Genomic DNA, 12,033 nt, shown 5'->3' with positions numbered 1-12,033 from the left:
TTATCATTAGGATATACATAAACCCGCCCCGACCCGACCCGACCCACCCCAACCCAACCCATCCACACAGGAATAACATATGGAAATATATCAAGGACAATTTGGCGAATTCACAGTAGATTCGGACGACCGTCGGGGAGTAATAATCTACCGTACAGGTTTAGCAGTTGCTGCATCATGCTTCGCAACAGGCGCCATCTTAGTATTATTCAATAACAACCCCAACATCTACCCACTTCTAACACCCCTATACACATGTTTTAGTATAGCCCTAGGTGTCAGCTTACTATTCATCCACATATACATGGCAGCACTGCATCGAGCGTTACAAGCATTCTGGGTAATTGGTAGTATCGCAGCTTTATTTGTCGCACATACAGACCCTCAACCCTTTGCAGTAACCGTATACACCCATCCATTAACCATACTAGGAATAGGTTTTACATTTGCAGCGCTCACAGGTATTTTCTTCAAAGAAGCATTTTGTTTTAATCGCTTAGAAACAAAAATTTTAACTCCCCTAGTACCCACACTACTACTAGGACACATGTTAGGAATTTTACCATTACAGTGGGAGCGGGCGTTATTAGGCATTTGGGCTATTTTCTTTGTAGTCTTCGCAACACGCAAATTAATTCAAGCAATTCCTCCGGATATTGGAGACAAATCAGTGTTTGCTTATTTGAAAGCACAACAAAAGGAACAACCTTCAACATAACTAAATGCGTAGTAAAGTTAGTAAAAGGAAAAAACCTTTTGATATTAAATTAGTAAAACGGCAAGAAATGTTGACTCTAACACTACAAGGCTGGATACTAACAACTACACTAATCCTAGCTTTAATCACAATTTTAATAACTCAAGTTCAACCATTTCTCGCCGTTACCTCTCCAATAAAAGCCGATATACTGGTAGTCGAAGGATGGCTTGCTGACGAAGCACTAAAACAAGCATTAAATGAATTTGAAATGGGTTCATATACTCATATAATAACTACAGGCATTCCCCTACAACGTGGATATTATTTATCTGAATATAAAGACTTTGCAAACCTTGCTTTCTCCACATTAAAAGCGATGGGCGCCGACGGAGATAAAATAATACCAATACCAACACCAGACGTCAGAAAAGATAGAACATATGCATCAGTGATTGCATTAAAAGAAAAACTAGCAACATCTCCAATTAAACTAGAATCAATGAACCTATTCAGCGATAACGTACACGCGCGACGTAGCTGGATGCTATACAAAAAAGTCTTACCAAATGTAAAAATAGGTGTAATTGCCGCCGAAACCCGCAGTTACGACACAAAAAGATGGTGGAGTTCCAGCGAAGGAATACGAACAGTAATTCCCGAAGCCATAGCCTATATTTACGCACTATTCAAAACCTATTAAAACCCTGAAACCACTAGTAATAAGCGCTTTAGCGCTTTCCCACTTTCCCACATACTTACTCTTATATATCCTGAGATAACCTAACCAAAACACAAACTTGAAGCACCAATTGAGCCACAGATGAATTAAAATCTGTAATAGCTTCAGACATAACGGCGCCATTTTCCCGCTCTAACCTCTGCTCAAAAATCTTTACCAACTTACTTATCGGTTCCAGCAAATAACTAAACCCTATACTCTGACCATAACTATAAACTCTTCGCCACTCATGTATAACTTGTGCATCAACTCTTTCCAATCCTATAATAAACGAATCGCTCAAAACTTGTTGCAACTCCTCCAAAACCAAATTTATTGGATGCTTATTAGATAAATCTAACTGAGAACCATCAAGTAATAATTCACCCTCATACTTAACTCGTTCAAAATCGGCGCCACAAATCCAAGGTTGAAGCATAACGCGCTTATTATCCACCTCAAAAATTAAAGAAACAGGAATAATTACCAAACCTTCGGTAGTTAAATGAGCGTGACCTGCAACAAACAACAATGGGTTTGTAACATATTTTAATAAAGCTTCAGTTCCAATTCTGCTTCTATATAAATAAGGAAACTTCAGAACAGCTTGATTATTACTTTGGTCAAAAAGCCTAGCTTTAACTACTTGCTCAACGTTACAAAACTCAACACTTTGTAGCTGATGAATTTGGAAAACATAAAAATTCTCAGTAAGTCTTCTGGGACGTAGTGAAGTAGGGGGTAATAACTCCAAATACGCTCGCAATGAATTAAAATCTTCAACCAGTAAAGGTGGTCGTAACGATTCCCATTCAAAAGTTTGAGGATTGACTACTACTTGTGCGCGACCTGGTAAAAATTGATAATTGGGTGTTCGTTTGCCTCCTTTCACCAGCATTTGCCCAGCACTCAAAGTAGCAAAAGAGACTTGTTTAAATGCATTATTTTGAGCCAACTGCCAAAAATCAACAAGGTTATCATCTTGAGAGTCTGGAAAATCATGGTAAATCGCAACTACACTACCAGAGTCAGTATCTTGAAGATAAGTAGTTAGCTGTACATTTTTATGACGCACCTGCACACCACAACCTAAACTAATTAATCGTGCGGCGCCTATATCAGTAAGTTTATCAGTTTGGGAACCGCGAATAAATAATTGGGGTACGGCGCCTGTATCGTTACGTATAGCATCACTGCGAATACAAAGTTCTCCGACAAGTTCAACTACTCGTATGGGAGAAAAGCGCGCGTCACGAGATTCGTAACGTTCTGTTTCTTGTATAATTTCTGCAATAATTTCTGCTAGCCAAATTAAAGAAGAAGCGCGACAATTTTGTTCTAGGCGCCGTAAACGACTAATATAAGCTTTATTAACACCTCTAATTCCGCTTTTTAGTAATGAGTTCAAGTTATCTTCAATATCATTTAATACATCAACGGGAATAGGCGCCGCTTCTTGCTGTGTAGAAATAATACCACTAATTTGTTCAGGTTGAAGTTTGCGAAAAGCCCAAACACTATAAAGAACGTGACGACAAGGAGCAGGTTCAGAGCAATCACAGTAAGTATAACGAATATCACCAGGAACTAAAAATCTAACCGTATAAGCTAAAGTATGAATACGGGCAACAGGTTTGTTACTTTTGATAAGCTCGATAACATGACCTGAGTCAAATTCACTTTTAGCGCGCGTAATGATAGTTTTATTAAAATAATTACTCAGTTCTGCATCACTAATATCCCCAGGATTCCAAAATTGTGAAGAGGTTTGAGAGTCTGGTTTAGCTTCTTGAGTACGTTGATAAATCAGAATCGAACGAATAAGATGACGACAAACAGTAGTCGCAGAACAATTACAATGACGGTCACTTAATTCTTCTGTAGCAGGCAATATACATTCTACATCCGACCAGCGTACAGAAATATTACCTTGAGTGTCTTGTGTTAACTCATAAGATAATTTCCCCTCTTCGAGTTCCTTGAGCGCACGTTTAACTAATCCTCTATTACTAAGGACAGTTAAATCATCTGTGGTAAGTGCAAGTAAATCTTGACGTGACATATTACTTACGCGCTCTTTGGGATTTTATTACGTTGTAGCACAAGTCAAAGGCGCCTGTGCAGTGCATACAAGGGTTTCTCGTCTGGTAACTTTACAAAACTTATTGTTCAGTTTGCGTATTTATAGGCGCCGTATATTTAAGTGCAACGTAATGTTGAAAGCGGATAATTTGTAGTTCAAATGGTAAGAGTTGCTGACTGATTGGAAAAAAACCTAGCTGGGTATATAATTTAGCTTCTTGACGTGAGCAAACTAGGTATATAGGTAATTGAATTCTTCGACTTAATCGCTCTAAAAAGGCTTGACTAATTTGTTGAAGAAGGGGGCTATTTTCTGCATACAAACAGTAAAGGATGGAGTATTTTAAACGACATGATAAGTGAGCATAAGCAACTGTATTGTTATTTATTTCGACTCTCCATTCTTGCCAATATATAAAGATGGTAAATATTGGTGTTAAAAGTGCAATAATGCTAATTATACCAGCTAACCAGGAAATATCCCAGGTGATAAGTATATTCCAAATAGCTACAAGAATTAAAATTAAAGGTATGTATATTACAGCTATAAAGTTTAAGATATAGAAGCGCCACTGTTTAAATACTTGACTTGACCATAATTGTTTATACACTTGCCATCGCATCCAGATGTTGTCAAAGCTGGTAATTGAATGATTAGCAGGTAATGGATACTGAGATTGGCGCCGTTCTAATGGTAAAATAGCTTTATTAAGCAGTACCATGACACAACCAAGATTGTATCGTCTAAACTCTACTGGTTGCTCAAAATTAGGTACTGAAACAAACCCAAAGCGTTGATAAAAAGGTTTTAGTCCTGGTCTACATGTTAAATAAAGTGGCTTTTTTGCATCTTTTATACTATTCCATACTAAGCAAGAACCAATACCTTGCCACCAATGGCTAGAATTTACACATATATATATAAGTAATGTGTAACTACGCTTTCTTTCAAGTATTGCCTGTCCGATTATTTTACCTTTATATTCAGCAACCCAACGTTGAAATTTGTGCTTTGATTGTGGGAAAAGTGACTGTAATAATAAATAAATACCACGTCCAATTGCAAGACTTGTGGTAATTCCTAAGAAAAATTTATCTATACCTAAGTTAATAATAATTTGATACAAATCTTCAATAGTTGGTGTGTTTCTTCGCGTTCCAGTCTCATATAATATAGCTCTCTGCATGTTTTCCCAATTCTGCAAGCTTTGTTGAATAACAATTTGAATAATTGGAATTGAGATGACTAAGCAACCTAAAAATGTACCGATTAAAATCGGTATATTGATATTATTATTTAGCTTGCGAATATCTTCGTCTGTTGCAAGACGAATGGAGTATCCAGGTGGTAGAGGATGGTTGTTTTGGGAATTGTTTTGAGAGTTAAGCACAGTTTTATTTAAAAGTTATAATCCCCCCAACCCCCCTTAATAAGGGGGGCTAAGAATTATCTTTTTTTCCCCTTAATAATGAGACTAAAATGCTCTTTTTTTCCCGAATTCACGGGGTTAGAGGGGATTTTTTGACAATTTCTTACGTCATTTTTATGCGCTTGCACGCTTAAAAGTGAAGTAATCTTTGCATTCTAATATTAGAATACCCATTGATACCTGCTTTTCTAACATTGGCGCCTTTTTTTGGAACAGAACCACGTTGATATCTGCTTTCAGCACACGCTAATAATATTGTTAGCGTAAGTACAAAGTAGCAATAAATAATGAGTATAAAGGTATAAAGATACAGGAGCGCTAATCATAAATTGTTCGTGTAATTACTAAAGATTGAAGCTACGTTCGTAATCTTTCAATCTCCTTACGGACAAGTGGTAGTAAGAAACTCGGAACTGATATACTGCAAACGGGTAAAAAATGAACTTTGTCATGCTGAGGAACGAAGCATCTTAAAGGTTTACGTTTGCATAAAAAGTATAGTTTTAAGCCGTTTTGAGTATACAATACTGCTCGGTTAAGAAAATTTGTAGGTTGGGTGGAGGCTTTGCGTAACCCAACAAACGGCTAATAATCATCGTGCTAACAAGTTTCAATCTCCTCACGGAGAAGTAGTGGTAAGAACTATCTGACCGCAATCCGAAAGATGTTGCTAATAAAGTTGTTTCAATCTCCTCACGGAGAAGTAGTGGTAAGAACAGAGCCTTGTCATGCAATTCGGCATAACGAAGAGAGGTTTCAATCTCCTCACGGAGAAGTAGTGGTAAGAACCCCGGCGCCTGTAACCACCGTAGAATAAGCTTCTGAGAGTAGGTTTTGGCAGGACTAAAAAAAGATGCCATTTCAGGCGCCAGTATTGAAACAATTTCTCACTTATTATAAATACTGAATTGCTGTAAATATTATGTTGTCTAGGTTCTGAGCATTTTGGCAGAACCCCCTAGGTTTTAGCTCCCGCTTCGAGCCGCCAAAATATAAGCTACTTAAAAGTATATCGTACTTAGGAAAAAACACAGTAATGGAAGATGTATCGCTACGGGCTTATGATTTATTAAAAATGGCGCCCGAAGCAAAATGTGTTTATTTAATAAGACTTCTTAGAAATAAATTTAACACACGGCGCCGTTCCCATTCTCAGGATAATAAATAACGAAGTCGCGGTCTAGTGAGAATGCGTAGGCTGCTTGAGAAACGTTTACGTTCTTCTACACCAACCTAGGACTAAGGTTTGGAATAAGCCAGATATTTGAAATCATCAGCATTGGGAGGGTGCTAGTCATCTTGAGCCTTTGTGTAAACCTATAAGGCGCCTGTTTATATTGAATAAGTTGCATAAACCTGAATAGCCAAACATGTAAACGTTTAGATGGGTAAGGATAACAACTTACAAATCTATTAAACATACAATGTTTGTGAGATTGACCATGAAAAAGTCAAAAATTTTTAGTTTTGCTGCGTTCTTGTCAACTGCAACTACCCTATTACTAAATGTAATTCCAGTTGTAGCCCAAACCTCATCAAACTTAAAACCTCAACAGTTAATTGCACAGTGTAACGGAGGTGGATACCCTGTTTTAATCTGTGAAATTATCAATGGTAAAAAAGTTTGTCGTAGACGATGCCCTGATGTTATGTTGAACGGCTAAGGTGCAAAGTAATTCTAGCTAGATAGTTAGATGCTTGAAGGCTATATTTGTATAATGCATGTAAAAGGTTTGATAGAAGTTGATTGATGTAAATTTCAACTTCTATCTTTTTTATTTATATTTTGAGAATAGAGTTACTGTAATTGCTGACGCAGAGTATTAATAAAATTAGTAACTTCTTGTTCGCCGTTTTTCTCATTTACTGTTCTGAGCATTTTTAATACTTCTTCAGCAGTGCGTAATGCTTCACGAACTTTACCGCGTTTTTGTTGTGTGGTTGCGATGCTATAAAGTGTATAAGCATCTTTTCTTATATTTACTTCTGGCGGTTGCTTTTTGTCTGGTGTAGGTTTTGCATTGCTACCCAAATCACCTATACTTAAAGAGCTAGACTGAGATATTTTTCTTGTAATTTCTAAAACTTGAGGATAATTTCCTTGGTCAGCATAAATAGTTCCTAAACCAACAAGTAGCTCAGATTCCATAAAAGATTTTTCCCTTGGCGCCAAATTTGATGCGTTGAGCTTCGTTTGGGCTAATTGTAAATATTCTAATGCTTGTGAATATTCATTTAGCTCGTTATGAATAATACCTATTTGACTTAATGTTGATATTTCTTGAGTAATATTACCATCTTGCTGGTATTTTTTTAAATTTGGCTGTAGTACAGATAATTGTTGGCGCCACTGTTTTTGTTGAGATAATTCTACTTGTGATTGTTGTGGCTTTTCTGTTTTTATTGTTTCGGTTGAATTAGATTGGTTTTCGTTAGCTTTATTATTACTACTCAGTAATGTTTTACTAGTTAGCAATATAAGTATTGTGATAACTGAAGCTATGGAAAAGATTCTAAAGTAATAATTATTCATGCAATGCAAAAGTACTATACGAATTGAGCCTTAAAGTTTATTGGTATATAATAATACTCTATTTTATTCGATTTGGCAGGCGCCATTTGCATTAATAAGAAGTGTTTTATCTAACGCTAATAGTCCGTATTAGTACGCTGATTACTACACGAAAGGATTCTCACTTGCTAAAAGCGGACTCCAGTCATTTTTATCAGCATATCCGCTTTTGTTGTAAAACTTGAATTATAATCTCGCGGAGATGCTACCCTACCCTTCGGGATATCCTACCCTGCGGGAAAACTCCGTTTACGGATAACGGGAAAACTGCGCCCTTCGTACCTCAGCATGACACCGCAGGATAATTCATTTTTTGGCTTACTCTTAATGATTGGCGCCGCTATAATGTGTTTATGATTGATGCGTTTTTGGGGCTGGGTTTGGGGCGGGTTTTGTTTGATTGTTTTATGTGTGTGGATTTTGGGTTAACCCGCCCCTACGTTTATTGCGCGTCGTGCTAATTTTAAATAACTTTTTGCGGTTTCATACGGTATTTCTAAATCTTCGGCTATTGCAATTATACTTTCTCCTAATTCTCTACGTGCTAATATTGTTGCCCATTTTTCTGCTATTAAATCCGCGCGTTCTCCTCCTGTGCGTTTGCGTTGGATTCTGAATTTTTCTGTTAGTTCTTCTATTCTTTGTGCCAATATAGTTTGTAATGATGGGGCTTCTATTGTTTCTTCTTCTATCCAACAAGCGCGTGTTTGCCCTAGTCCGAATGTTGTTTTATGTCCTGTTCCACAATACGGCGCCAGTCTATATAAGGCGTAATATAATTTCTCGAATTCTGGGTTTGGCTCTCTTTTACTAGATAATCCAAATTCCACCATACCTGTAAACCCTGTCACCATTCCTCGTTTACCCGCTGCTACTTTCTCTGACGCAATGCGATGACGATTTATGGTTACATTATTCTCTACCCAATCACTAAATTCTGTTGAGTCAAATTCCATGCCTGAAAAATTATTCCATCGCCGCAGGTAGCTTTGAAATACTGTACTGGGAACTGGTAACGGGAAATGATGGGAACGGCGCCTAAAACTTGTGGGAGTTACAAAACTTAATTTTATAGTTTGGTTAATTAGTTCAGCGTTATATAACTCACGATAGGTTGTAGCAGGTAGTGCTAATTCACAATTTTGAATTACTAAAGGACAATGCCTAAGTGCAATAGTTGAAGGTAATTGTTTCAACCAAATCTCTAAACATTGCACTAATTCTTTAGAAAGTCCAGTCACGTACCAGCGATAGCTTTGGTTTGCTATTGCATGTAAATGCTGTCCTGAAACAATTAAATTTCCCTCAAGGTTTGATATTGTAAACGCTTTTTCTGACTGTCCATCGTGAAGATAAGCTGATAAATCTGGGTCAATACTGCGAACTTGGTCTAAAAACCAAGCATGAAGTCCTGTAGTGTACTGAGGGTAAAGTATGGCATCTTTAGAAGCAATCAGGTCAAATGCCAAGCTGACTATTTCAGTTTTCTTTGACCAAATAGGAGTTTTTCGTTTGGGTTTTGCTATTACTCTTGGCACAATGTGATGCAATTTTACTCATTAACTTTATTCTACATGTTCTGGGTTTGATACAAGCGACCTAAGAAAGGGGGAAATGCTACTATTCCATATATGATTGTAGGTTAATCACAAATATAGTTCGCATTATTACCAATTAGCAAATAAATAGCGATTGTAGATACCCCTGATGCCGACACAAAATGTTTGCATGAGTACAATAATCTACTTTTTAGAACTACCCTTTCAATTCAATGCGTACACCATGATATACATAAATAGCATAACCATCAGCGTATTGAATAGCCGCTTCTCCTTCAGCGTGGATAGTACATTGATTATCAAAAGAAAGTTTTACTGGGCGATTACAAACAATATAATCTCCTTTGTAATCTTCAAAAATTCAACCACAATTGGTAATTATATCTTGATAAACTTCCCAAATTTCTTGATTATGAGGAATACCTAATACAGAAATACAAAAATCTAAATAACTACAATTAAGACTTAATATTTCAGGGTAGTAATAAGTGGTGCCACAATCATCATTATAACCATATGCATCTTCATTAATAAACACATCTCCATTATCAAGGTTATCTTGTAATACTTCGTATATAAACATTAGTGCATGTATTAACTTCTGCCATACGTCTTGATTTAAATATAAGTTATTTATTAAATAATCTTTTGATGAATAGGAAATTTTATCAGCCGGATTTATTAAAATTTGCGAGCGCAGTTGACTTAAAAATTCACTACAAGGGTATACTATGTCTTCTTTAAATGCAGCATATGGGCTTTCGTAAAAAGATATTTTAGGAATATTAACGCCCAGTATACTGCAAGCTTTTTCAATATCAGCTTTAAGCTTATTAAAATCTATACTCTCTGTTGATAGCGCAATTTTATTCCATTTTTCTTGATATACAGGAATTAATGCTTCTTGCTCTTGAGTTAGTTTATCTATCATTTTCTTCGTATTATAAGCTGGTTTGATGGTAAAGATATTTACCACAGAGTCACAGAGGACACAGAGGGAAGATTGGCAACGGATGATGAACAGATGTAACGGATGAGTGATTGGTTACAAAAAAAGTTTGGTTATTTTTAAATAACCTATCCGTTACATCCGTTGTATCCGTTGCAAATTTACCGTATCTTCTGTGCTACCCATTCAGCTAATTCTCCTGGAGTCATTGCCCCAACACTGGCGCCAAGGTTAACCATTTGTTGCGCTATGTTACGGTCATAATTAGGATTAGCTTGTTCATCTAAAGCCGCGAGTCCCAGCAATGTTACGCCACTTTCGATTAAGTTTTTAGTAGTGGTGAGTAATTGCTGTACAGGCGCCCCTTCAAAGAAATCTGTAATTAATATCACAATAGTATTGCGGGGATTCTCAACTAAAGTAGCAGCGTAAGCAAGTGCTTTACCAATATCTGTCCCACCACCTAGCTGTACTTTCATGATTGTTTCTACTGGGTCTGAACAATCTTCAGTAACATCAACTATTGAAGTGTCGAATAAACAAAGGTGAGTGCGTACTTGTTTTAAGCCAAAGAATATTGCTGCCGTTACCGCTGCATGAATTACACTATCGAGCATACTACCTGACTCATCAACCAAAATAATAATTTGCCAACGGTCGAGATGGCGCCGGACACGAGAGAAAAAGTAAGGTTGTTGAATGTACAAACGTTTGGTTGCTAAGTCATAGTACTGTAAATTACGACGAATAGTAGTATCAGCGTCAAAGTTCTTGGCAGCTTTTAGAAAAGACCTTTTTCGGTTAACTGCACCAATAAACGGAGATTTTACTTCTTGCGCGAGTTTCTCGATTAATTGTTCAATTACTTTTCTAACCAAGTGACGTGCCATTGCCAACACTTCTTGATTCATTAAATGCTTAGTACGTAGTACAGCTTTGAGTAAAGTTTGGCTTGGTTGCGCGCGACTTAGCAAATCTGGATTTGTCACCATTTCTTCAAGCTGGTAACGTTCCAATGCATCCTTTTCCAAACGTTCAATAGTTTTTTGTGGAAACAATTCGTGTATCGCATTAATCCAGTCGGGAATCGTTAATATAGATGGTCCTATCCCTCCCTGACGGTCTAAAGGTGGAACAAAATTTTGATCCCCACTTTGCCCTTGTCCTTCTCCTTGTCCAGTTTGTTCTAACTTGTCACTACTATTACCATTTTCTTGTTCTGATTTTTGTTGAAGAGAAGGCGCCAAAGCTTCGCTGGAACCATCACTGTTTAAATTTTCGGTTTGTTTTGCTTGTTGTTGAGATGGTTTATCTTCTTGTGTCGCGTGACTGTTTTGCCCACTTTTAGAAAGTTTGCTGACTTTTCTTTGTGTACCCAAGCTGCCAGGACGAATATTCCGTGATTTATTACCTTTGGAATTATATTCCCGGTCATAGAGAAATGTAATAGCTTGCGCGCGTGCCTGGGAAATATCATCTAAAGTTTTGCCAAACACACCTTCAGTACCTGATTCTAAAATTAGTTGCCAACGACGGTGCCTTTCATTTAAGTCCATAATAACGGGTTCGTAGTTGCAACATAAAACTCAAATAAGGAATTGCAGTATTAAAATACTATTTTAGCCTCCAGAAGAATAATCGAAATAATAACCACTGAGTTAACTTTTGTTAATTTAGAAATTTGCTAAAACTATACTAACAGTCCAAAGTTACATGGATAATCTTCTCTAACCATTGCACCAAATGCTTTTATAAAGGCGCCCTTGGTTTTGCGTAACTACTAGTTCATGTCATTAAATTTGGTGGGTAGGCTAGCAACGGATGTGAAACGGATGTAACGGATAGGTAATTTTAGATAACAAAATCTATATTTTTGACGAATAACTCATCCGTTACATCCGTTACATCCGTTGCAAACCAACCTACCAAAACTTATGACACAGACCACTAGTAGTCCGTGTCATTAGTTTTGGGGTGTTGTGCTATACTTTTAAATATATAACAACACAACTAAAAAATACAA

The 12,033-nt window shown here is 37.0% G+C and carries 11 protein-coding genes; 4 read left to right on the top strand and 7 right to left on the bottom strand.

Annotated features, from left to right (window positions below):
• Positions 1-79 precede the first annotated feature (79 nt).
• A complete protein-coding gene (locus DSM106972_RS40050; protein ID WP_127085924.1) occupies positions 80-718 on the top strand; it encodes a DUF2301 domain-containing membrane protein in 639 nt (212 codons plus the stop codon).
• 4 nt (positions 719-722) lie between these two features.
• On the top strand, positions 723-1,400 hold the full coding sequence (locus tag DSM106972_RS40045) for a YdcF family protein (protein WP_127085923.1): 678 nt from the start codon (positions 723-725) through the stop codon (positions 1,398-1,400).
• A gap of 61 nt (positions 1,401-1,461) precedes the next feature.
• Here DSM106972_RS40045 and DSM106972_RS40040 read toward each other — a convergent pair whose 3' ends face one another.
• From DSM106972_RS40040 to DSM106972_RS56020, 3 genes are all read right to left on the bottom strand, one after another.
• A complete protein-coding gene (locus DSM106972_RS40040) occupies positions 1,462-3,480 on the bottom strand; it encodes a YehQ family protein (protein ID WP_127085922.1) in 2,019 nt (672 codons plus the stop codon).
• A gap of 100 nt (positions 3,481-3,580) precedes the next feature.
• On the bottom strand, positions 3,581-4,891 hold the full coding sequence (locus tag DSM106972_RS40035) for a GNAT family N-acetyltransferase (RefSeq protein WP_201800846.1): 1,311 nt from the start codon (positions 4,889-4,891) through the stop codon (positions 3,581-3,583).
• A gap of 542 nt (positions 4,892-5,433) precedes the next feature.
• Positions 5,434-5,790 carry a hypothetical protein gene (locus tag DSM106972_RS56020; RefSeq protein WP_411675384.1) on the bottom strand — a complete coding sequence of 119 codons (357 nt, stop codon included), beginning with the start codon at positions 5,788-5,790 and terminating at the stop codon, positions 5,434-5,436.
• 176 nt (positions 5,791-5,966) lie between these two features.
• Between DSM106972_RS56020 and DSM106972_RS55155 the strand changes: the two genes are divergently transcribed.
• A complete protein-coding gene (locus tag DSM106972_RS55155) occupies positions 5,967-6,098 on the top strand; it encodes a hypothetical protein (RefSeq protein ID WP_267901213.1) in 132 nt (43 codons plus the stop codon).
• A 274-nt stretch (positions 6,099-6,372) separates the two neighbouring features.
• Positions 6,373-6,594 (top strand): hypothetical protein, encoded by a 222-nt coding sequence (locus DSM106972_RS40030; protein WP_127085921.1) that lies wholly within the window; start codon positions 6,373-6,375, stop codon positions 6,592-6,594.
• A gap of 134 nt (positions 6,595-6,728) precedes the next feature.
• Here DSM106972_RS40030 and DSM106972_RS40025 read toward each other — a convergent pair whose 3' ends face one another.
• From DSM106972_RS40025 to DSM106972_RS40010, 4 genes are all read right to left on the bottom strand, one after another.
• Positions 6,729-7,406, bottom strand: a complete 678-nt coding sequence (locus DSM106972_RS40025; protein ID WP_127085920.1) for a tetratricopeptide repeat protein — start codon at positions 7,404-7,406, stop codon at positions 6,729-6,731.
• A 521-nt stretch (positions 7,407-7,927) separates the two neighbouring features.
• Positions 7,928-9,040, bottom strand: a complete 1,113-nt coding sequence (gene cas6 / locus DSM106972_RS40020; RefSeq protein ID WP_233787009.1) for a CRISPR-associated endoribonuclease Cas6 — start codon at positions 9,038-9,040, stop codon at positions 7,928-7,930.
• A gap of 382 nt (positions 9,041-9,422) precedes the next feature.
• Entirely contained in the window at positions 9,423-9,992 is a 570-nt protein-coding gene (locus DSM106972_RS40015) for a hypothetical protein (RefSeq protein ID WP_127085919.1), read from the bottom strand.
• A 179-nt stretch (positions 9,993-10,171) separates the two neighbouring features.
• Positions 10,172-11,566: a VWA domain-containing protein gene (locus DSM106972_RS40010; RefSeq protein ID WP_127085918.1), complete on the bottom strand. Its 1,395-nt coding sequence runs from the start codon at positions 11,564-11,566 to the stop codon at positions 10,172-10,174.
• Positions 11,567-12,033: the final 467 nt, after the last annotated feature.

The organism is Dulcicalothrix desertica PCC 7102, from assembly GCF_003991905.1.
GTDB lineage: Bacteria > Cyanobacteriota > Cyanobacteriia > Cyanobacteriales > Nostocaceae > Dulcicalothrix > Dulcicalothrix desertica.
Note: the sequence above shows the minus strand (reverse complement) of the source record. Positions and strands in the feature narration are given on the sequence as shown.

Excerpts from the sequence above, each read along its gene's own strand:
- DSM106972_RS40050 (WP_127085924.1), top strand. The coding sequence starts at position 80 with ATGGAAATATATCAAGGACAATTTGGCGAATTCACAGTAGATTCGGAC.
- DSM106972_RS40045 (WP_127085923.1), top strand. The coding sequence starts at position 723 with ATGCGTAGTAAAGTTAGTAAAAGGAAAAAACCTTTTGATATTAAATTA.
- DSM106972_RS40040 (WP_127085922.1), bottom strand. The coding sequence starts at position 3,480 with ATGTCACGTCAAGATTTACTTGCACTTACCACAGATGATTTAACTGTC.
- DSM106972_RS56020 (WP_411675384.1), bottom strand. The coding sequence starts at position 5,790 with ATGGCATCTTTTTTTAGTCCTGCCAAAACCTACTCTCAGAAGCTTATT.
- DSM106972_RS55155 (WP_267901213.1), top strand. The coding sequence starts at position 5,967 with ATGGAAGATGTATCGCTACGGGCTTATGATTTATTAAAAATGGCGCCC.
- DSM106972_RS40030 (WP_127085921.1), top strand. The coding sequence starts at position 6,373 with ATGAAAAAGTCAAAAATTTTTAGTTTTGCTGCGTTCTTGTCAACTGCA.
- DSM106972_RS40015 (WP_127085919.1), bottom strand. The coding sequence starts at position 9,992 with ATGATAGATAAACTAACTCAAGAGCAAGAAGCATTAATTCCTGTATAT.
- DSM106972_RS40010 (WP_127085918.1), bottom strand. The coding sequence starts at position 11,566 with ATGGACTTAAATGAAAGGCACCGTCGTTGGCAACTAATTTTAGAATCA.